The following is a 19,611-nucleotide window of genomic DNA, read 5'->3' as shown; positions in this document are numbered from 1 at the left end:
GGGGCCGCTTGTGGCTTGGGCGGGATGTTCTCGGTCACAGCACCAGCCTATGGGGCCGATGCCAGCGGTGCTCGACTCGCGGGACCTCGGTCAGATCGATCGGCGCGGTTCCCGCCGCGAGAGACGCGGATGCAGAGCCCCGTGGCGATGATCAGGGCGACCATGAAGACTGCAGCGGCTGCTCGAACGCTGACCCCCGAAGGGGTGGCTGCCGCTGCGGGCACCGACGGCCGGCTCCCGCGGGCGTGCTGGTAGTTTTGACACTATGCGCGTACAGGTTGTGGAACACCCACTGATCTCCCATAAACTCACCCAGCTGCGACGGGTGGAGACCGCTTCGAACCAGTTCCGCGAACTGACTCGCGAGCTGGTCATGCTGCTCTCCTATGAGGCCAGTGGTTCCATCGCCACCGAGTCGGTGGAGATCCAGACCCCGGTGGCCACGATGACCGGCACCCAGCTGGCGGACCCCAAGCCCCTGGTGGTCCCGATCCTGCGCGCCGGACTGGGGATGCTGGATGGGATGACCGCCATGGTCCCCACCGCAGAGGTCGGATTCCTCGGGATGGCCCGGAACGAAGAGACCCTGGACATCATCACCTACGCCGAGCGGCTTCCGGAAGACCTCACCGGGCGCCACGTCTTCGTGCTGGACCCGATGCTCGCCACCGGCGGCACCCTCGCCGAGGCCATCCGTTTCCTGAAGAAGGCCAACGCCGCAAAGATCACCTGCATCTGCCTGCTGGCGGCCCCCGAGGGGATCGAGCGGCTGCGCGAAAAGGTGGGCGACATCGAGGTGGAGCTCTACCTCGCCGCCATCGACGAGAAGCTCAACGAGAAGTCCTACATCGTGCCCGGTCTCGGCGACGCCGGCGACCGCCTCTACGGCCTCGCTCAGTAGGCCCAGCACCCCCTGCTGGCGACGCCGCCCGCAGGCCTGTTGCATGTGAGGCGAAGCCGGTCAACGCCCCCATCCGTTGAAATAGTGTGATCCCGGTCACAAAAAGGTCACTCCATCTCATTATGTGGAAGATCGCCCCTTTTGTTACTTGCGGATTCCAAATGTGACGGACACCCTGTAATGGATACCACCGTCCACCTGCAGCGGGGGAGTTGCCACCAATGTCCGCACACCTGAGTCAGCCACAGAATCCCGGCTACGTCCATGTCTCGGTGCGCAACGCCGCTCGCCGTGCCGAGATGGCCCGCCGAATCCGCGCTGCCAACGCCAGCGACGAAACCAGCGGCGCGCATCCGCGCACCGCACCCGTGCCGGTGGTCGCCCAGAACGGTGGAGGGCCGCAGATGGTCCAGCCCGATATCGTGACCCGCGGCTTCGTCGTCTACGTCGGCCTCGACGAGGATGCCGCCAGTGCGGCCGGGACCTCGCTGCACAAGATCGCCACCGAGCTGCGCGACTACGTGGAGCACATCGCCGCCGATGCGCAGGTGCACATCGCCATGGCCTTGGCGTCGGCGGCCCACGAGGGCAGCGATCTGGAGGTCGTGCGGCAGGCGCTGGGCGATCCCACCGTCACCCACCGCGGCGTCGAGGTCCCCATCAGCACCCCGCCGGCGCCCACCAGCTCCGGCGTGCTGATCGACCTGTCCCGTCGGGAGGTCCGCCTCGACGGCGAGGGTCTGAATCTGACCTTCAAGGAGTTCGAGCTGCTGAACTACCTGGTGGACAACGGATCTCGCACCGTGGGACGCGAGGAGCTGCTCAAGACCCTGTGGCGCAACGTGGACCCGGACCAGATGCCCAACGAGCGCACCATCGACGTGCACATCCGCCGGCTGCGCTCCAAGCTGGGGCGCCTTGCCAATACGGTGCGCACGGTCCGCGGACAGGGCTACCGCTTCTACGAGCACCCTGAGGTCACCGTCTGGGCAGCCCCCGAATACTCGATCTGAGTCCTGGATGCCTGAACTGCTGATCCTGCGCCACGGTGAATCCGGGCATTCCTTCTCAGGGGACGACCACGGCCGCACCCTGACCCGTCACGGGCAGGAACAGGCGCGTGCCGTCGGGCGCTGGCTGGTGAGTTCGGGGAACCTGCCGGACAACACGGTCTGCTCGGACTCGATGCGCACCCGGCAGACCTGCATCTGGGTCAATCATGAGCTGGGTGAGAAGGCTCCGACGCCGTACCTGGACTCGCGGCTCTACCTCGCGGCGCCGCGCTCGATGCTCTCGATCATCAACGAGGTGCCCGAGACGGTGCGCACGCTGCTGGTGGTCGCCCACATGCCGGGAGTCCAGGAGCTCAGCATGGACCTGGCCTCGGCGCGCTCCCAGGAGGACCCGGTGATCCAGATGGCCGGTTCCTGGCCGCCTGCCGGGCTCGCCCGGTTCCAGGTGCACAAGCCCTGGGCCGAGCTCGACGGCCGCGACGCCGAGCTCACGGACTTCTTCACCGCCGGCTGAGTCAGCCTGCCGGTCGGATCAGTCTGCCTCCTCCAGCAGCTGCACCAGCGTCTCCAGTGCCTGCTCCGCGCCCTCGCCGTGGGCTCGCAGGACCACCTGATCCCCGTGTGCCACATCGAGGCTCATCACGCCCAGCAGGCTGTCCGCCTGTGCGGACATCCCTGGCTCGGCGGCCTTCGCGATCTCCACGGAGACCGGCTGTCCCGCAGCTGCAGACGCGAAGGCCGCGGCAGGCCGGGCGTGGAGCCCGGCCGCCGCGGCGATCACCGCAGTGCGTTCAATCATGCAGCAGAGGTTACACTCTTCCGCACCCAGCGCTTCAGCGCGATCACCGTCAGCGCGGTGACGACGGCGCCGACCATCACGGAGAGCAGGAAGAGCCAGAAGCTCTCGATGGCGAACGGCACGAAGATGCCGCCGTGGGGCGCATAGGAGGTGACCCCGAAGGCCATGGTCATCGCGCCGGTCACGGCGCCGCCGACCATCGAGGCCGGCAGCACCCGCAGCGGGTCAGCCGCGGCGAACGGGATGGCGCCCTCGGAGATGAACGCCGCGCCGAGCAGCACGGCGGTCTTGCCGTTCTCCCGCTCGGCGGCGCTGAACAGGCGAGCGTCGATGAACGTGGCGAACGCCATGCCCAGCGGCGGGACCATGCCGGCGGCCATGACCGTGGCCATGATCATCAGCGGTCCGGTGTTGCCCTCGGCGACTGCTGCCGAGAGGCCGGCCACGGCGAAGGAGTAGGCGACCTTGTTGACCGGTCCGCCGAGGTCGAAGCACATCATCAGACCCAGCACGATGCCCAGGACGATGGCGGCGGAGCCGGTCATCCCGGAGAGCCAGTTCTCCAGGCCGGAGGTCAGTGCGGCGATGGGACCGCCGAGCACCAGCAGCATCAGGCCGCCGGCGACCAGCGAGGCCACCAGCGGAATGATCACCACGGGCATCAGGCCGGCCAGCCAGCGCGGCACGCTGAGCCTGCGGAACCACAGGGCCACCGCACCGGCGAGGACACCGCCGACGATGCCACCGATGAATCCAGCGTCCATGGTCAGCGCGATCGCGCCGGCGGTGAAGCCGGGGGCGATGCCGGGGCGATCGGCCATGCCGAACGCGATGTAGCCGGCCAGTGCGGGAACCAGGAAGCCCATGGCCGCCCCGCCGATGGTGAAGAACACCGCGCCGAGGTATCCGCCCAATGCGCCGAATCCGAGGAACTCCTCGGGCAGCTGGTCAGGGGTGGGAAGGTTCCACAAGGAGTTCCCCAGCGCCACATCTTCGGCGACCTCGGTGATGTTGTAGCCGCCGAGCAGGAACCCCAGCGCGATCAACAGGCCGCCGGCGGCCACGAAGGGGATCATGTAGCTGACGCCGGTCATCAGGACCCGCTGGGTGGCGCGGCCGAAGCCTTCGCGCTCCCCACTGGCAGCGGTGCTGCCATCGGAGTCTCCGGACCCGCCGGAGGCGACGACGGTCGCGTCCGGGTCCTTCGCCGCGGCCAGCGCCTCGGCGATCATCTTGTCCGGCTCATCGATGCCGCGCTTGACCCGCGAGGTGATGACCGGCTTGCCGGCGAAGCGGTGCCGATCGCGGACGTCGACGTCGGTGGCGAAGATGACGGCGTCCGCGGCGGCGATGGTCTCGGCTCCCAGCGGGGTCGCGCCGGAGGAGCCCTGGGTCTCCACCTGGATCTCCACGCCTGCTTCCTTGGCGGCCTTCTTCAGCGAGTCGGCTGCCATGTAGGTGTGGGCGATGCCGGTGGGGCATGCGGTGACGGCGACGAGGCGACCGACCGTCGTCGCGGTCTGGCTGGTGCCTTCACCGTCCCCTGCGGGTGCACCGGAGCCGCGGCTGCCGGCGTTGGCGGTGACCGGGGCCGGCTGGACCGCCTCGGCGACCAGGTCGACCACGCGCTGCTCGGTCTCGGCGCTGCGCAGATCCGCGAGGAACTCGTCGTTGATCAGCGAGGTCGCCAGCGCGGAGAGGATCTTCAGGTGAGCCTGGTCCGCGCCGTCGGGGGCGGCGATCATGAAGACCAGGTCCGCCGGGCCGTCGGTGGAGCCGAAGTCCACCGGCTGGGCCAGGCGGGCGAAGGCCAGCGTGGCCTCGGTGACGGCACCGGTGCGGCAGTGCGGGATGGCGATGCCACCAGGCATGCCGGTCTCGGAGGTCTCCTCGCGAGCCCAGACGTCGGCGGCGAGCTCAGCTGCGGCGGCACTGCGTCCGGCAGAGCCGACGAGTCCGGCGAGGGCATCGATAACCTCGCGCTTGTTGCCGGCGGTGAGCTTGTCGAGGCTCACCAGCCCCGGCGTGATGATCGTATTCATGATGTCTCCACATTCACGGTAGTGGTCGTGCTTGGATTGAGGGTGAGGTGTTCGGTGCTGAGTGCTTCGGTGCTGAGTGCTGAGGTGCTGAGGTGCTGCGGCGTCGGCATGATGGAGCCGGGCAGTTCCGCCGCGGCTCGTCCCATGGCCATGGCGTGCTTGAGTGAATCGGTCTCCGAGGCGCCGGACTGGGCTGCGGCGATGAACCCCGCGAGCGAGGCATCACCGGCTCCCACGGTGGAACGCGGCACGATCGCCGGGCCCCAGGCGCGCAGCGCGGCGGGCTCGCCGTCGCTCGGCGCGGTCTTCAGGTTGGGGATGAACACTGCGCCATGGGCGCCCAGGGTGACCAGTGCGGCGCGTGCTCCGTGGTGCTGCAGCTCGGTGGCGAGCTGCACGGCACGGGCGGGGTCGGTCTCGAGCTCATCGGCCAGACGCTGAGCCGTGTCAGGATCGGTGGCGGCCGAACCGGTGAAGGCGGCGTGCAGCTCGAGCAGCTCCTCGGCATTGGGCTTGATCAGGTCTGGCGCCGCGGGCAGAGCGGCGGCCATCGGCTCCCCTGAGGTGTCCAGCGCGATCTTCGGCGCCTGTTCCCCGAAGGTCCGCCGCAGCGCGGTGATGGCCTGGGCGTAGAAGTCCACCGGGACTCCGGGCGGGAGCGACCCGGCCAGCGCCACCCAGGAGGCGCCCTCCGAGGTCTGAAGCAGCAGCTGCAGCAGGGCCCCGGTGAGCGCGGCGTCGAACGCCGGTCCCGGTTCGTTGATCTTGGTGGTGACCCCCTGTGGGTCGGTGATCGCGGTGTTGGTGCGCAGCGGTGCGCCCAGCGGCAGCGCCCGGGCCTCCACGCCGAGCTCCTGCAGGGCGAGCAGCACCGGATCCCCGGGGTCACCGGGAAGCACCGCCAGTGACCGGGTGCCGGCGGCGGTGAGCGCCCGGGAGATGTTGACGCCCTTGCCGCCGGGTTCGGCGGTGTGGCCGATCGCGCGCTGGACCGCGCCGGTGCGCAGCGGGGCGTCGAGCTCGAGCGTCTTGTCCAGACTCGGATTGGGAGTGAAGGTCACGATCATGGGGCGACCGCCACGATCACTCGGACGTCGGCCTCGTCCAGCGCGTGGGCCAGCTCAGGGTGCGGTGCGGCATCGGTGATCAGCACATCGATCTCCTCAAGGGTTGCGAACTGTACGAGGGTGCGTTGACCGAGCTTGCTGGAATCTGCCAGCAGGACCACCTGGCGCGCGGCGTGGACCAGGCCCGACTTCACCGCGGCCTCAGCGGTGTCTGGGGTGGACAGACCGAAGCCCGCATCCACCCCATTGGTGCCGATGAACGCCACATCGGCCTGGCGGCGAGACAGGGTGGCCACGGCCTGCGCCCCCACCACGGTGCCGGTGATCCCGCGGACCTTGCCGCCGAGCACCTCCACGTCCAGGGAGCTGACCTCGGCGAGCTTCTGCGCGATCGGGACCGAGCTGGTGGTCACGAACCGGGTGTGGCGCTGCTCCTCGCCGGCGCCGAGCAGCTCGGCGAGCGCCTCAGTGCTGGTTCCGGCGTCGAGCAGCACGGAGGCATCGGGGGAGGAGGGCACGAAGCTCATCGCCTCACGGGCGATCACGCGCTTCTGCTGCGAGTGCTCGCTCTGCCGCTGACGCAGCGAGGTCTCGCGCCGGGAGGGTGCGGAGCTGACGACGGCGCCGCCGTGGACCCGCTGCAGTGAGCCTGCGGTCTCAAGCAGGTCCAGGTCGCGGCGGACGGTCTCTCTGGTCACTTTCAGGTCGCGGGCGATCTCCTGGACCGTGATCGTGCCGGTGAGGCGCAATCGGTCGAGAATCCGCTCGTGCCGCTCGGGGGCGAGCAACGTCATGCTGAGCTCCTTTTCAGTGACCCAGACCACTTTTGTGTGGGTTTAGACACACTTTATCTGTGTTTACCTGTGTATGCAACAGGTTTCGTCCGACTCACAGCAGGCCCCTGCCGGTGTTCGGCGTGTCGCGGACCACCCGAGGGGATGGGTCGCGGTGATTGGATGCGCCAAAAAAGTGATCTCAATGTGAAAACAATCCCTACAAAAATTTCGAAATTCGACGTAACCTTGTGCCATGGCTCATGCACACGAAGCCACCAGCAGCGGCGTCCCAGGCGTGCTGGTCGGTATTGACGGGTCGGCGGGCAGCGAGCGCGCCTTCAAAGTGGGACTGATGATCGCAAAGCAGCGCCAATGGCCGCTGCGTCTTATCGGAACATTCATTCGACCAGTCGTGACCGACGACTATTACGTGCGGCAGCTGGATCAGTACCGCTCCGAGGCCGCCAATACGGTGCAGGACCTCCTCGACACGTACTCGGCCCGAGCGGCCGAGGCAGGAGTCGAGGTCAGCACCCGCACCGCTGAGGGTGACGCCGGAGCAACTCTGGTGGATGAGAGCAGCGAGGCCCGCATCGCCGTCGTCGGCAAACGTGGCCGCAACCGGTTCGCCGGACGGTTCCTCGGCAGCGTCTCCGCGAAGCTGACCGCACACGCGCACTGCCCCACCCTGGTGGTCCCGGAGCGGTGGGTGTCCGACTCTGAGACGGAGCTGCTCGCCCCGCATCAGGACCGCCCGGGCGCCGAGGCGGCCCACGAGGAGCCGGTGACCCTGATGGAGGAATCGGCTGCCCGGGAACACACCCGCCGGTCCTTCGCGAACGTCACCGACGAGCTCAACTTCGACTCCGAGATCGTGGTCGGCGTCGACGTCGGAGATCGCGCCGCCGACGTCGTGCACCTGGCGGCTGAGGCCGCGGAGCTGGTCAACAGTCCGCTCACCCTGGTCTCGGCGGCACCGCTGAATGCTCAGGGGCACTGGTATCCCAACACCGTGGAGCACAACCTCGAGCTGCCCAATCTGCGCCGGCGCTACACCGATCACCTCGAGGCGATGACCCAGGAGGTGGCGGCGAAGTCCACCGGGGTTCCGGTGCGCTGGCAGTTCTTCGACGGCTCACCCGCCGGGGTGCTCTCGGAGGCCTCGCGCACCGCGGCGCTGCTGGTGATCGGCACTCGAGGGCATGGCGGATTCGCCGGGCTGCTGCTGGGTTCGGTGAGTCAGGCGGTGCTGAACCGGGCGGTCTGCCCGGTCCTGGTGATTCCCACGCAGAAGCCGCACAAGCTGCGCAAGCACTGAAGGTCTGCGTCTGAAGGGTCCCTGGTCAGAAGGTGAGCACCAGGGACCCTGAGACGCGACTGCGGCGAAGGTCCTCCAGCGCGACGGGCAGTTCATCGAACGGGTAGGGCGTCACCTCGGCCTGGATGCCGAGTCGCTGGGCCAGACGCAGGAACTCGATGCCGTCCGCACGGGTGTTGGCCGTGACGCTGCGGAGATCCCGTTCATAGAAGAGATGCTCCTGATACGGCATCCGCGGGAGATCACTCATGTGGATGCCGGCGATGGTGACGGTGCCGCCCCGCGTCGTCGCCGTCAACGCGGCCGGCACCAGATCCCCTGCCGGGGCGAAGATGATCGCGGCGTCCAGGGGCTCCGGCGGTTCGCCGAAGGCATCGCTGACGAAGTCCACCCCGAGCCGGCGGGCCAGCCTGCGGTTCGTCTCCCCGCGGGTCATCACGCAGACCTGTGCGCCGGCCGCCATTGCGAGCTGCGCGGTCAGGTGCCCGCTGGAGCCGAAGCCGTAGATCCCGAGCCTGCCTCCAGGAGGAAGCATGCTGCGGGTGAGGGCTCGGTAGCCGATGATCCCGGCGCAGAGCAGCGGAGCGGTCTGGACTGGATCGACCCTCGGGTCCAGGGGGTAGGCGAAACTGGCCGGGACGGTCGCATACTCGGCGAAGCCTCCGTCGGCGTCCCACCCGGTGTAGAGCGAATCGGGACAGAGGTTCTCGCGGCCGGCCCTGCACCAGGCGCAGATGCCGCAGGTGCGGCGAAGCCAGGCGGCGCCGACTCGATCACCGAGCTCGATCCGCCGCACCGCCGATCCGCGCGCCTCCACGATCCCGATGATCTGATGCCCCGGCACGACATCGGCGCGGCGCGGCGGGAGCTCATGATCGATCACGTGCAGATCGGTCCGGCACACTCCGCAGGCCTCTACGCGCAGCAGCACCTCATCGGGCTCAGGGGTGGGCACCGGCATCTGGGCGCATTCCAGGGTGGAGCTGATAGAGCTGCTTCGCCAGGTCTTCATAGCGCGCCTAGACCCAGTCGGTCCAGGTCGACGGGTCGGTCCGGGTGCGTTCCGGGGCGGGGCCGGTGTCACTGACGGAATCCCGCTCGGTTTCAACCGGCCCCTGATCGAGCCGGAACGGCGGGTATTCATCACGCATCAGCAGCACATAGGCGGCGACCCGATGGCCCCACCGGTTCAGCCCCATCACGAAGTCGAAGATGCCGGAGCGATAACGCCCGGTGAAGAGCAGGATGATGACGGTGATCAGCAGCAGCAGGCCCAGCAGCGAGAAGCCGCCGCCGGGGCCGGTGGTCTGGCCGGTCGCGCTGCCGGTCTCGTCCCAGCTGCTCTGCCAGCCGGTGCCCGAGGGACTGGTGAAGATCCCGATCAGCAGCAGGTGCGGGAGCGCCAGCAACCAGGACTTCACCAGCACCAGCCCGTTGGTCAGCCGCTCCGGGTAGGCGATGCTCAGATCCGCCGGGTAGTTCGCATGGGCCAGCGTGAACGGAGGGTAGCGGTCCGTCGCCAGTGCTGAGTAGCCGTAGAACGCCACGCGCCAGGACCAGCGCAATACGCCCACGTTGAAGCAGAACCACGCCCGGGGGTACCGCCCGGTGAAGAGGATGACCACCCCCGCGGCGATGGTGGTCACGAAGGCGGTGAGCCAGAGCAGGGCCAGCACGAGGTAGTGCGGGATCGCCAGCAGCCACTTCACCAGCCACAGGCCGCGGGAGGGTGCGTCGAGGTATCCGGTGAGCCGGACCGGATAGACCGGAGTCATCCGCGCTGGGCCGGCGCCGCCCGGGATGCCCTCGATCGGGCCCGCGTCCCCGCGTGCGGCGGTCATCCGCTGAGGGTCGATGTCGCGGCCGAGCCCGGCCGCGCCGAAGAGCAGGGCGACGACGCCGATCACGAATGCCGCCGCGCCGATGATCAACAGCGTGGGGATCGTGTCCTGCAGCTGCTCCCACCACTCCGCGGCCTGCTGCGTATCCCATTCGGTCATGTAGTCGACCCGGTAGTACGGTCTGAACTTCCATTCACCCGGTTCCGGGACCAGACTCGCCACCGCCGCGGCAAGCAGCAGGGTGCTGCCTGCGCCGTGCAGGAGCGCGCCGACGATGAGCAGAACCCATTGCCCCGGTCTCATCTTGGCGGAAGTGGGTGAGTCCTGGGTCGGCGCGGGCGAAGGTGTCTCTGCCATCACAAGCTCTCTCGGCTGGATCTCCCAATGGATCTCATCCAAGGATAGGGCTGGGAAAACGCCAGGGGAACCCTTGGAATCAGGCCAATGTCTGCTCCACGAGGTGACCTTCCCTGGAGACAGAGGCGACCTTGCCATGTTCTGCCAGGGCCTTGATGTTGCGCAGCATCTCTTTGCTCATCACGAAGCTGATGGGTTCGATCAGGTGACGGGAGCCGAAGATCCGCTCCGGCAGGGAGTGTGCCCTGGCGTAGCTGAGCCGCTCGATCAGACGCGTGCCGCCGTCGGGGTCCGGCCGCAGATGCAGGGACCAGATTCCCGCCACCGCCGCGGAGGTCTCTGGGGTGGAGGATCCGGCGATCCGGGAGTCCGCGACCAGGACCAGGTCAGCGACAGGTTCGACTCGTGCCACTCGCATGGCCACCTGCGGTGCCAGCCGGACCTCCCCGGCGGCCGCGATGTCCTGGTGCTCGGGAAGTACCCGGTCGACGTTGTGGATCTGACACCCGATGAGGTTCTCCAGCCGTTCGAAGCTGTAGAACCCGCCGCGGCCCTGTCCGAGCTGCGCCAACCAGGGCCAGATCTGCGCGGGGGAGGCGACGATGGTCACGGCATGGGTCGCGGTCCATGCCGGATCCGGGAGAAGCTCACTGCCGGGCCAGTCGGCCTCGACCTCGGCGCGGGCGGCACCCCAGCCCATCCTGCGCTGGCGCAGCAGCGGCCCGGTCACCAGATGCCCCAGAATGCGGACACCGGCGAGGCCATTGGCCAGCCATCCCCGTCCCACAGTGGTCATGGCGGAACCTCGATCCCGGGAGAGACGCTCGGAGCTGATCGGCTTGCGGCGAGACTAATCACCCGGTGGCCCAGCTTCAAGGGCTGAGTGGCTTCCAAGGCTGACCTGCGTCAAAGTCTCGGGGCAAAAAAGAACACCTTCTGAATCAACAGATTCAGAAGGTGTTCTCAGAGGATCTTCGGTGCGCCCAAAGGGATTCGAACCCCCGACCTTCGGTTCCGTAGACCGACGCTCTATCCAGCTGAGCTATAGGCGCATCTTCATTTTTCACTGCCTGACCTTCAAGCGATCGCGACCTAGAAGACTATACACGGCACCTCCGGGGCCGACAAATCCTTCGGGTCCCGCTGGGAAGACCGGAGCGCCGTCGTCGTTGTTTACAGTCCCGTCATCTGGGAACGCTACAGTGGTACGTAGCTGGTCCCCATCGGTGTTGACGGGGATGCAGGGATGAGTGCGCACAGTGCTGTGAGCACCCGGGGCATCGATGATGTTCCACGTCCTTGGGTCCTGGTCTCACCAACCAGGAGGGGGTCAGAACGAACCTGTACCCAATGGAGGGAAACAATGGTCAACACCGTTGCAACGGCGCCCGGTGCGAATGGATCGACTGGATCAGGAACCACGGATCCTGAGATCACGGCCGATGCTCCCACAACACATGCCCCGCTGCTGACCTTCGTCCAGGAGATCGCAGCTCTCACCCAGCCCGACCGGATCCACTGGGTGGACGGATCCGAGACGGAGCACCGCACACTCACCGACGAACTGGTCGAGTCCGGGACCCTCACCCGCCTCACCAGCCCAGACTTCCCCAATTCTTTCGCCGCATTCTCAGATCCCGCCGATGTGGCCCGCGTGGAGTCCCGCACCTTCATCTGCTCCGAGAACGAGCGCGACGCCGGCTTCACCAACAACTGGGTCGACCCGGCGGAGATGCGCGAGAAGCTGAGCGGCGTGTTCGACGGTGCGATGCAGGGACGCACCATGTACGTGATCCCCTTCGTGATGGGCCACCTCGACGCTGAGGACCCGAAGTTCGGGGTGGAGATCACCGATTCCGCCTATGTGGTCACCAGCATGCGAATCATGGCCCGGATCGGCACCGATGTGCTGCGCAAGATCGAGGAGCTGGACGCGTTCTTCGTGCCAGCGGTCCACTCGGTCGGCGCCCCCCTTCAGCCAGGTCAGCGCGATGTCCCCTGGCCGTGCAACGACGAGAAGTACATCGTGCACTACCCGGAGACTCGGGAGATCTGGTCCTACGGCTCCGGCTACGGCGGCAACGCCCTGCTCGGGAAGAAGTGCTACGCGCTGCGGATCGCCTCGGTGATGGCCAGGGACGAGGGCTGGCTCGCCGAGCACATGCTCATCCTCAAGCTCACCAGCCCTGCCAATCGCAGCTACTTCATCGCCGGCGCCTTCCCCTCGGCCTGCGGCAAGACCAACCTCGCGCTGATCGACCCCACCCTTGACGGGTGGAAGGCCGAGACCCTCGGTGATGACATCACCTGGATCCGGCCAGGCCACGACGGCGAATTCCGCGTGGTCAACCCGGAGTCGGGCTACTTCGGGGTCGCCCCGGGCACCGGATGGCACACCAACGCCAACGCGATGCGCGCCATCGCCAAGGGCAACTCGGTGTTCACCAACTGCGCGCTCACCGACGACGGCGGCGTCTGGTGGGAGGGCATGACCGAAGAACCTCCGGCACACCTGACCGACTGGCGCGGCGAGGACTGGACCCCGGACTCTGATCAGCCGGCGGCACACCCCAATGCTCGGTTCTGCACCCCGATCGATCAGACCGACATGCTCGCCCCGGAGTACTTCGAGCCCAACGGCGTGAAGCTGGACGCGATCCTCTTCGGTGGACGGCGCAAGACCACCGTCCCGCTGGTCACCCAGGCCCGCGACTGGAAGCACGGCATCTTCTTCGGCGCCACCCTCTCCTCGGAGACCACCGCCGCAGCCGAGGGTGCGGTGGGCAATGTCCGCCGCGACCCGATGGCGATGCTCCCGTTCATCGGTTACGACGCCGGGGACTACCTCAAGCACTGGGTGGAGGTCTCCGGTGAGGCTGACCAGTCCAAGCTGCCCGAGATCTTCCTGGTCAACTGGTTCCGCAGGGGCCGCGACGGAAAGATCTCCTGGCCCGGCTTCGCCGAGAACTCTCGGGTGCTCAAGTGGGTCACCGAACGCCTGGAGGGTGCCGGCAAGGCCGTTGAGACTCCCATCGGCTTCACCCCCACCATGGATGGACTGGATCTGACCGGGCTGGACATCACCCCGGAGGCGCTCGAGGACTCGATCACCGTGCACCGCGACGAATGGGTCACCGAGCTCGAAGGCATCGACGAGTGGTTCGCCGAGTTCGGCGACTCGCTGCCGGAGTCCATCGCGGCTGAGAGCGAAGAGCTGCGCCGTCGTCTGACGCCTTGAACTGAGGTCTCAGAGTCGACGTCCCTGAACTGTGACGGTTCGGAGCTGAGGCGCTGAGCTGTTGAAAAGGCCCGGTCCGCGCGTTCCACGCGCAGACCGGGCCTTTTCTGCGCCCCTGGCGGTTGCGCAGAGCACGCACAGACGGCGGGAGCAGGGCTAGTTGTGCTGACCGGCTCCGACCGGCTTCTGAGGTGCAGCGTGCCTGACCCCGGTGAAGCGGGCGTCCCCGCGCAGCTGCTTGATCAGCGAGATGCCGAGCAGGGTGACGATGACGGTGAACGGCACCGCCGAGAGCAGTGCGGTCTGCTGCAGCGCCTGCAGGCCGCCGGCGATCAGCAGGACGATGGCGCAGAGCCCGGTGAGCAGGCCCCAGATGCCCAGCATGGGTCGACTCGGGTGCATCGAGCCTCGGGAGGAGAGCACGCTGAGCACGAAGGTGTTCGAGTCGGCGCTGGAGACGAAGAACAGGACCACCATCGCCACGGTGAGCACCGAGGTGATGGCCGTGAGCGGCAGCTCGCCGAGCAGCGCGAAGAAGGTCACGTTGGTGTCCTGCAGGGTTGCCTCGCCGAGGCTGGTGCCGGAGAACATGTCGAAGTGGATCGCGGATCCGCCGAAGATCGTGAACCAGAGGCTGAAGACCAGGGTCGGCACGCCGAGCACCGCGACCACGAACTCGCGGATGGTGCGCCCCTTGGAGATCTTCGCCAGGAAGATTCCGACGAACGCGCCCCAGCTCAGCCACCAGGCCATCATGAAGTAGGTCCACCACTGCATCCACTGCAGGTCCTCGGGGGTGCCCGGGGTGAGCATCGCGACCATCGGGAACTCCGCGACGAACTGTCCTATGGAGCGGAAGTAGAGGTTGCTGATGAAGCCGGTCGGTCCGACGATCAGCACGAAGAGGCCCAGTGCGGCCGCGGCGAGCATGGTGGCCTTGCTGATCCACTTGATGCCGCGGGTGACCCCTGACATCGCGGAGAGGGTGAAGACCACGGTGATCCCGGCGATGATGGAGACCTGCACGAACAGATCGGACGGGATCCCGGTGAGGCTGTTGACCCCCTCGGCGATCTGCGCCGCGCCGAGTCCCAACGAGGTGGTGGTGCCGAAGAGCGTCGCGATGATGGTGAAGATGTCGATGAGCTGACCCGCCCATCCGTCCATGCTCTTGCCCAGCACCGGGCGCAGCATCGGGGAGATCAGCCCGGTGTTGTGCCGACGGTGGGTGGAGTAGGCGATGGCCAGGCCGAAGACGCCGAACAGCGCCCAGGCGTTGGGGCCCCAGTTGAAGTAGGAGAACTGCATCGCACGCACGGCGGCGTCCATGGTCTCGGGCTCGGCGAGCCCATGCGGAGGCACCATGAAGTGGCTCATCGGTTCCGCGGCACCGTAGCTGATCAGTCCGATGCCCATCACGGTGCCGCAGATCATCGCGATCCAGGACCAGTTGCTGAACTCAGGACGATCGTGATCCTCGCCGAGCCGGATCTTCCCGAACCTGCTCAGTCCGAGGTAGACCATCAGCACGATGCAGCCGGCGGTGACCGCGAGATAGGCCCACCCGATGTTCTGTGAGGACCAGTTCGAGGCCGCGGCCATCACCAGGTTCAGGTGTTCCGGGGCAAATGCGGCCCAGAGCACGAAGCTCAGCAGCGCGGCCACCGAGACGACGAAGACTCCGCTGGGTCGGGAGCTGCGTGGGACTCGGCTGACACCGTTTCGCTCGGTGTCCGGCTCCGCTCTGGGGGGCGTTTTCTGGCTGTTCATCGGTGACCCGCGTCCTTGGCTCAGCGAACAGAGCCAACAGCCCGCCGCGACGAATGCGCGGGCGGCTGCCAGAACATCGGGGACAAGCATACTGAACCTCGCCCGCCTGGCGGCACCATGCTGCCCCCGGCTCGGCGGGCCTGTGGGTGTTTCTCGGCCCGTGGCCCTAGTCAGCTCACCGAACGTGCTCTAGGTTATGAGCCACACGTGATATCTGTCACATGTTTCGGTGGGTGGGGCATCAGAAGGTGGGGGCAGAACCATGGGTGATGATTCCGGGGGTGCAGCAGGACGGCAGGCCCCGCGTGGGGCTGTCGTCGACGACGCGGGTCCCGTGAGGTCCCCGGCGAAGACCTGGGCCTTCCGAGGCCTGGGCGTGGTGCTGGCCATCCTCGTGTGGTCGCTGCTCGGCGCAGCCGAGATGTCTGGCGACGCTCGGCTGGTGGCCGGGGTGGCGATCCTGATGGCGGTCTGGTGGATGACCGAATCCATGCCGCTCTCGGTCACCTCGCTGCTGCCGATCGTGTTGTTCCCGGTGCTCACCGCACTGGAGGTCGCCGAGGTCACCGCGCCCTACGCGAACCCGATCGTGTTCCTGTTCCTTGGTGGCTTCCTGATCGCCATCGCGATGCAGAAGTGGAACCTGCACCGCCGGATCGCGCTGCTGACGCTGCGGCGGGTCGGCACGCACCCGCGGCAGATCATCCTCGGGATGATGATCGCCACCGCATTCCTCTCCATGTGGGTCTCCAACACCGCGACGACCCTGATGATGCTGCCGATCGGGCTCAGCGTGCTGACCCTGGTGGTGGAGAACAGCCGGAACACCGGCACCCGCGCCGAGAACGAATCCATGACCGAGGAGATCCGCTCCGGCAAGGCCATCAGCGACGTCATCGACGACCGCGATGTGCGGATCTTCGGGGTGGCCCTGGTGCTGGCGATCGCCTGGGCCGCCACCATCGGCGGGCTGGGCACCCTGCTGGGGTCCCCGCCCAACGCGATCGTCGCGGGCTACATCAGCGAGGAGCTCGGCCGCACCGTGGGCTTCGCCCAATGGATGATCCTCGGCGTGCCGATCGTGGTCGTCTTCATCGGCCTGTCCTGGCTGATCATCACCCGGCTGATGTTCCGCTTCAAGCTCGACGAGATCCCCGGCGGCAAGAAGCTGATCAACGACGAGGTCTCCGCCCTGGGACCGATGAGCCAGGGCGAGAAGGTCGTGCTGAGCGTGTTCATCCTCGCCGCATTCTGCTGGATCGTGCCGGGCTTGCTCTCCGGGATCGGCGACATCGGCACCCAGCTGCCCTGGCTGGAGCTCTTCGACGACACGGTGATCGCCATCGGTGCCGGCGTGCTGCTCTTCCTGATCCCCGGTGACAAGAAGGGCAACATGACCCTGCAGTGGAAGGACGCCGAGGAGGGACTCCCCTGGGGCGTGCTGCTGCTCTTCGGCGGTGGCCTCTCCCTGGCCGCCGCGGTGGCTGCGACCGGCCTGGACGCCTGGTTCGGTGAACAGGTCAGCGGACTCGGCGCACTGCCGATCATCCTGCTGCTGGCCGCGGTCGTGACCATCGTGCTGCTGCTGACCGAGATCACCAGCAACACGGCCACAGCAGCCACTTTCATCCCGATCCTCGGCGGAGTCGCCGTAGGCATCGGGGTGGACCCGGTGACGCTGCTCATCCCGGCTGCACTGGCCGCGACCTGCGCATTCATGCTGCCCGTGGGCACCCCGCCGAATGCCATCGTCTACGCCACCGGCTACGTCAAGATCACCGAGATGGTCCGCGGCGGCGTCGTCCTCAACGTCGTCGGCATCATCTTGATCACCATCTTCACCGTGCTCCTTGGCCCGCTCGCCTTCGACATGGTGTTCTAGGCGCTGGCGCTCCAGCGAGGTCCTCCACGTCCTTCCCCGTGAGCGCAGAAGGTCGGGGGATACTTGGCGCATGCGAATCGCACTGATGCAGCACACCGCCCGACCCCTGGAGACCGAGCGCAATCTGGGCCTGATCGACGACGCCGCGGCGCAGGCGCGCGAGCAGGGGGCGCAGCTGCTGGTCACGCCCGAGCTCTTCGCCTTCGGCTACGTCCCGGCGCAGATCCGCGCACAGGTCGGCGCAGAAGAGGTCGACGCCGCCCGCGCCAGGCTGCGCGGCATCGCCCGGGACCGCGGGATCGCCATGGTGTGGTCCCTGCCTGGCGGTGAGGCACCGGATCAGCGCGGGATCACCGCTGATCTGGCCGATGAGCACGGAGAGGTGCTCACCAGCTATCAGAAGGTCCAGCTCTACGGGCCCGAGGAGAAGGCGGCGTTCGCACCGGGGGAGCAGCCACCACCGGTGATCAGCTGGCGCGGACTCAGACTGGGCCTGCTGGTCTGCTACGACGTGGAGTTCCCCGAGATGGTGCGGGCCGCCGCGGTTCGCGGCGCCCAGCTGCTGCTGGTGCCCACCGCCCTGGCGGGGGACGAGGCCTCCGTCCCTGGGATCCTGCTGCCCGCGCGCGCGCTTGAGAACGGTCTCGCCCTGGCCTATGCCAACCACTGCGGCCCGGAGGGTGGGCTGGTGTTCGACGGGCGCAGCGTCGTCGTCGGCCCCGCCGGTCAGCGTCTGGGGGAGCTCGGTGCGGAACCGGGGCTGCTGGTGGTGGATCTGCCCGAGATCACCGAGGAGTCAGCGCCCGGCAGCGCGGACTACCTGCAGGACCGGCGCGCGGACCTGCATCGTCACTGGCTCTAGCCGCTCAGTCCAGCCGCACCGGGGCCAGCTCATCCCAGACGTCACCCGGACCGGGATTCTCGCGGGTCGCGGCGCCGCCCAGATGGTGCAGCACCCCCCAGACCGCGTTCAGCGCGGTGGTCACCGCACCGTCGGCCCAGCCGGCGGTGAACGAGATGTCATCCCCGGCGAGGAAGACTCCGCGCTGGTGCTCGGGCAGTCGGTCCTGGACGAAGTGCCCGAAGAGCCGCTCCTGATAGCGGTAGTGACCGGGCAGGTTGTTCTTGAAGGCACCCATGAAGTTCGGGTCCGCCTCCCAGGAGACCGTGATCGGCTCACCGATCATATGCGCGCCGATGTCCACCCCGGGATAGATCTTCGCCAGCGAGTGCAGCATCAGCCGGGTCCGCTCGGCGGCGTCCAGCGGCAGCCACTTCAGGGCGTCGTCGTTCCAGGTGTAGCTGAGCAGGATCGCCGCGGGCCGGTCGGGGCCCTCATCCAGCAGGTAGGTGGCGCGGGGGAGCCGATCGGTCAGCGTCATAGACATCACCGGGCGCCCGGTCTCGGGGTCGACGTCCCGCCAGAAGGGCCGGTCCACCATCACGAAGGTCTTCGAGGAGAGCATGTAGTGGCTCTTCTCGATCGCGGTCCACATCGAGGGGGCGAAGAGGTTCTCATCGGTGTCGATGCGCGCCGAGAGCAGCCAGGACTGGCAGGTCACCACCGCGGCGGCGAACTCCTGGGTGCGGCCCCATTTCTCGGTCACCCGCACCCCGCCGCCGGGCAGCGCAGGGTTGGTGCCGCGATGGATCCCGGAGACCGCTCCGCGCGGGGCTCCGCCGTGCAGGGACTCCAGCGAGGTGCCAGGCGTCCAATGCTGCAGCTCGGAGGGGCGGTGCTTCCACAGCTGCACCGGAAGCCGCTGGGCGCCGCCGTCGATGCTGCGATGGTGATCATCGGCGCCGGTGAACACGACTCGCAGCACCTCGAGGATCGAATTCGTGAAGTCGGTGTCCCAGCCCCCGCTGCCGAACCCGACCTGGCCGAAGGCCTCCAGATGTTCGAAGCTCAGGTCCTTGAACGCCTGGGAGGAGGAGAGGAAGCCGTAGAAGGACTCATCGTCGAAGCGCTCCACCAGCTGGTTCCAGAGCCGCTTCAACGAGGTGACATCGCGCTCGCAGATCGCCTGCTGCACGGCCGCCAGGTCCGCCTCCTCGGTGAGGGCGCGCTGCCAGGCCTGCGCCACCTCGGCGAAGAAGGGCGGCAGGTGGGTGGCGTCCTCGGCGTAGTGCGACTGGCCCTTGAGCTCGATGACCGTGGAGGGAGCCGCCGCGGTGAGTGGATTGGGGAACTCACGGGTCGGCAGACCCAGCAGGTCCACATAGTGATAGAACGCCTTTCCCGACGTGGGGAAGCGCATCCCGCCCAGATCCGCCACCACCTCCGGTGCTGCGGCGAAGGATTGGGTCTTCAGCCGACCGCCGATCTCCCCGGCCTCGAAGATCACCGGCTTGAGTCCCAGCTTCATCAGCTCGTAGGCGGCCACGACGCCAGCCAGCCCGGCCCCGATGACGGCCACCTCGGTGCCCTGAGCCTGCTCCGGGATGGCGCCCAGCCCTGCAGGGTGCTGCAGGTAGTGGTCGTAGCTGAAGGGGAAGTCCGGATTCAGCATGGTGAGCGTCGCCTCCCCGAGGGCGGCGTCTGCGGGATCGGGGGTCTCAGGCAGCGGGCTGGAGAGCGTCATGAGGTCAGCCTATGTCTGCGAG

The 19,611-nt window shown here is 67.6% G+C and carries 16 protein-coding genes and 1 tRNA gene; 7 read left to right on the top strand and 10 right to left on the bottom strand.

Annotated features, from left to right (window positions below; translation table 11 throughout):
- The first annotated feature begins 265 nt into the window (after positions 1-265).
- The 3 genes from upp (at position 266) to LTH96_RS08235 (ending at position 2,428) form a co-directional block, all read left to right on the top strand.
- On the top strand, positions 266-901 hold the full coding sequence (gene upp / locus LTH96_RS08245) for a uracil phosphoribosyltransferase (RefSeq protein WP_241465262.1): 636 nt from the start codon (positions 266-268) through the stop codon (positions 899-901).
- A gap of 221 nt (positions 902-1,122) precedes the next feature.
- Complete coding sequence (locus LTH96_RS08240; protein WP_241465261.1) at positions 1,123-1,914, top strand: winged helix-turn-helix domain-containing protein; 792 nt, start codon at positions 1,123-1,125, stop codon at positions 1,912-1,914.
- A gap of 7 nt (positions 1,915-1,921) precedes the next feature.
- Positions 1,922-2,428 (top strand): histidine phosphatase family protein, encoded by a 507-nt coding sequence (locus LTH96_RS08235; RefSeq protein WP_241465260.1) that lies wholly within the window; start codon positions 1,922-1,924, stop codon positions 2,426-2,428.
- 18 nt (positions 2,429-2,446) lie between these two features.
- On the opposite strand, the gene LTH96_RS08230 is transcribed toward LTH96_RS08235, so the two are convergent.
- From LTH96_RS08230 to LTH96_RS08215, 4 genes are read right to left on the bottom strand one after another with little or no spacing between them, the layout of a single operon-like run.
- Positions 2,447-2,713, bottom strand: coding sequence for an HPr family phosphocarrier protein (locus LTH96_RS08230; protein ID WP_241465259.1), 267 nt, complete (start codon positions 2,711-2,713; stop codon positions 2,447-2,449).
- Positions 2,710-4,755, bottom strand: a complete 2,046-nt coding sequence (locus LTH96_RS08225) for a fructose-specific PTS transporter subunit EIIC (protein WP_241465258.1) — start codon at positions 4,753-4,755, stop codon at positions 2,710-2,712. The genes LTH96_RS08230 and LTH96_RS08225 overlap by 4 nt, the downstream gene beginning before the upstream one ends.
- Positions 4,752-5,822 carry a 1-phosphofructokinase family hexose kinase gene (locus tag LTH96_RS08220; protein ID WP_241465257.1) on the bottom strand — a complete coding sequence of 357 codons (1,071 nt, stop codon included), beginning with the start codon at positions 5,820-5,822 and terminating at the stop codon, positions 4,752-4,754. Before LTH96_RS08220 ends, LTH96_RS08225 begins: the two co-directional genes overlap by 4 nt.
- Entirely contained in the window at positions 5,819-6,616 is a 798-nt protein-coding gene (locus LTH96_RS08215) for a DeoR/GlpR family DNA-binding transcription regulator (RefSeq protein WP_241465256.1), read from the bottom strand. The genes LTH96_RS08220 and LTH96_RS08215 overlap by 4 nt, the downstream gene beginning before the upstream one ends.
- 235 nt (positions 6,617-6,851) lie before the next feature.
- Here LTH96_RS08215 and LTH96_RS08210 point away from each other — a divergent pair, with 235 nt between their 5' ends.
- Complete coding sequence (locus tag LTH96_RS08210) at positions 6,852-7,916, top strand: universal stress protein (protein ID WP_241465255.1); 1,065 nt, start codon at positions 6,852-6,854, stop codon at positions 7,914-7,916.
- Between the two features lie 25 nt (positions 7,917-7,941).
- Here the strand turns inward: LTH96_RS08210 and LTH96_RS08205 are convergent, their stop codons facing one another.
- The 4 genes from LTH96_RS08205 to LTH96_RS08190 all read right to left on the bottom strand — a co-directional run bounded on the left by LTH96_RS08205 (position 7,942) and on the right by LTH96_RS08190 (position 11,166).
- Positions 7,942-8,928 (bottom strand): zinc-dependent alcohol dehydrogenase family protein, encoded by a 987-nt coding sequence (locus LTH96_RS08205; protein ID WP_241465254.1) that lies wholly within the window; start codon positions 8,926-8,928, stop codon positions 7,942-7,944.
- 7 nt (positions 8,929-8,935) lie between these two features.
- Positions 8,936-10,114 carry a DUF4389 domain-containing protein gene (locus LTH96_RS08200; RefSeq protein ID WP_241465253.1) on the bottom strand — a complete coding sequence of 393 codons (1,179 nt, stop codon included), beginning with the start codon at positions 10,112-10,114 and terminating at the stop codon, positions 8,936-8,938.
- 79 nt (positions 10,115-10,193) lie between these two features.
- The gene (locus tag LTH96_RS08195; protein ID WP_241465252.1) at positions 10,194-10,910 is read right to left on the bottom strand and encodes an SRPBCC family protein; all 717 of its coding nucleotides are present in this window, start codon (positions 10,908-10,910) and stop codon (positions 10,194-10,196) included.
- 182 nt (positions 10,911-11,092) lie between these two features.
- Positions 11,093-11,166: transfer RNA gene (locus LTH96_RS08190), tRNA-Arg, on the bottom strand.
- A 311-nt stretch (positions 11,167-11,477) separates the two neighbouring features.
- Here LTH96_RS08190 and LTH96_RS08185 point away from each other — a divergent pair.
- Positions 11,478-13,352, top strand: coding sequence for a phosphoenolpyruvate carboxykinase (GTP) (locus LTH96_RS08185; RefSeq protein ID WP_241465251.1), 1,875 nt, complete (start codon positions 11,478-11,480; stop codon positions 13,350-13,352).
- A gap of 156 nt (positions 13,353-13,508) precedes the next feature.
- Here the strand turns inward: LTH96_RS08185 and LTH96_RS08180 are convergent, their stop codons facing one another.
- Entirely contained in the window at positions 13,509-15,122 is a 1,614-nt protein-coding gene (locus tag LTH96_RS08180) for a BCCT family transporter (RefSeq protein WP_241465250.1), read from the bottom strand.
- A 262-nt stretch (positions 15,123-15,384) separates the two neighbouring features.
- Here LTH96_RS08180 and LTH96_RS08175 point away from each other — a divergent pair, with 262 nt between their 5' ends.
- Both LTH96_RS08175 and LTH96_RS08170 read left to right on the top strand, forming a co-directional pair.
- Positions 15,385-17,004 (top strand): SLC13 family permease, encoded by a 1,620-nt coding sequence (locus LTH96_RS08175; protein WP_241465249.1) that lies wholly within the window; start codon positions 15,385-15,387, stop codon positions 17,002-17,004.
- A gap of 70 nt (positions 17,005-17,074) precedes the next feature.
- Positions 17,075-17,866: a carbon-nitrogen hydrolase family protein gene (locus LTH96_RS08170; RefSeq protein ID WP_241465248.1), complete on the top strand. Its 792-nt coding sequence runs from the start codon at positions 17,075-17,077 to the stop codon at positions 17,864-17,866.
- A 4-nt stretch (positions 17,867-17,870) separates the two neighbouring features.
- Here the strand turns inward: LTH96_RS08170 and LTH96_RS08165 are convergent, their stop codons facing one another.
- Positions 17,871-19,589: an NAD(P)/FAD-dependent oxidoreductase gene (locus LTH96_RS08165; protein WP_241465247.1), complete on the bottom strand. Its 1,719-nt coding sequence runs from the start codon at positions 19,587-19,589 to the stop codon at positions 17,871-17,873.
- Positions 19,590-19,611: the final 22 nt, after the last annotated feature.

It is taken from the genome of Nesterenkonia sp. LB17, assembly GCF_022565915.1.
Classification (GTDB): domain Bacteria; phylum Actinomycetota; class Actinomycetes; order Actinomycetales; family Micrococcaceae; genus Nesterenkonia.
The sequence above is the reverse complement of the archived record's forward strand: the minus strand, read 5'-3'. Positions and strand labels throughout refer to the sequence as shown.

Excerpts from the sequence above, each read along its gene's own strand:
- upp (WP_241465262.1), top strand. The coding sequence starts at position 266 with ATGCGCGTACAGGTTGTGGAACACCCACTGATCTCCCATAAACTCACC.
- LTH96_RS08240 (WP_241465261.1), top strand. The coding sequence starts at position 1,123 with ATGTCCGCACACCTGAGTCAGCCACAGAATCCCGGCTACGTCCATGTC.
- LTH96_RS08235 (WP_241465260.1), top strand. The coding sequence starts at position 1,922 with ATGCCTGAACTGCTGATCCTGCGCCACGGTGAATCCGGGCATTCCTTC.
- LTH96_RS08230 (WP_241465259.1), bottom strand. The coding sequence starts at position 2,713 with ATGATTGAACGCACTGCGGTGATCGCCGCGGCGGCCGGGCTCCACGCC.
- LTH96_RS08225 (WP_241465258.1), bottom strand. The coding sequence starts at position 4,755 with ATGAATACGATCATCACGCCGGGGCTGGTGAGCCTCGACAAGCTCACC.
- LTH96_RS08220 (WP_241465257.1), bottom strand. The coding sequence starts at position 5,822 with ATGATCGTGACCTTCACTCCCAATCCGAGTCTGGACAAGACGCTCGAG.
- LTH96_RS08215 (WP_241465256.1), bottom strand. The coding sequence starts at position 6,616 with ATGACGTTGCTCGCCCCCGAGCGGCACGAGCGGATTCTCGACCGATTG.
- LTH96_RS08210 (WP_241465255.1), top strand. The coding sequence starts at position 6,852 with ATGGCTCATGCACACGAAGCCACCAGCAGCGGCGTCCCAGGCGTGCTG.
- LTH96_RS08205 (WP_241465254.1), bottom strand. The coding sequence starts at position 8,928 with ATGAAGACCTGGCGAAGCAGCTCTATCAGCTCCACCCTGGAATGCGCC.
- LTH96_RS08200 (WP_241465253.1), bottom strand. The coding sequence starts at position 10,114 with ATGGCAGAGACACCTTCGCCCGCGCCGACCCAGGACTCACCCACTTCC.
- LTH96_RS08195 (WP_241465252.1), bottom strand. The coding sequence starts at position 10,910 with ATGACCACTGTGGGACGGGGATGGCTGGCCAATGGCCTCGCCGGTGTC.
- LTH96_RS08185 (WP_241465251.1), top strand. The coding sequence starts at position 11,478 with ATGGTCAACACCGTTGCAACGGCGCCCGGTGCGAATGGATCGACTGGA.
- LTH96_RS08180 (WP_241465250.1), bottom strand. The coding sequence starts at position 15,122 with ATGAACAGCCAGAAAACGCCCCCCAGAGCGGAGCCGGACACCGAGCGA.
- LTH96_RS08175 (WP_241465249.1), top strand. The coding sequence starts at position 15,385 with ATGGGTGATGATTCCGGGGGTGCAGCAGGACGGCAGGCCCCGCGTGGG.
- LTH96_RS08170 (WP_241465248.1), top strand. The coding sequence starts at position 17,075 with ATGCGAATCGCACTGATGCAGCACACCGCCCGACCCCTGGAGACCGAG.
- LTH96_RS08165 (WP_241465247.1), bottom strand. The coding sequence starts at position 19,589 with ATGACGCTCTCCAGCCCGCTGCCTGAGACCCCCGATCCCGCAGACGCC.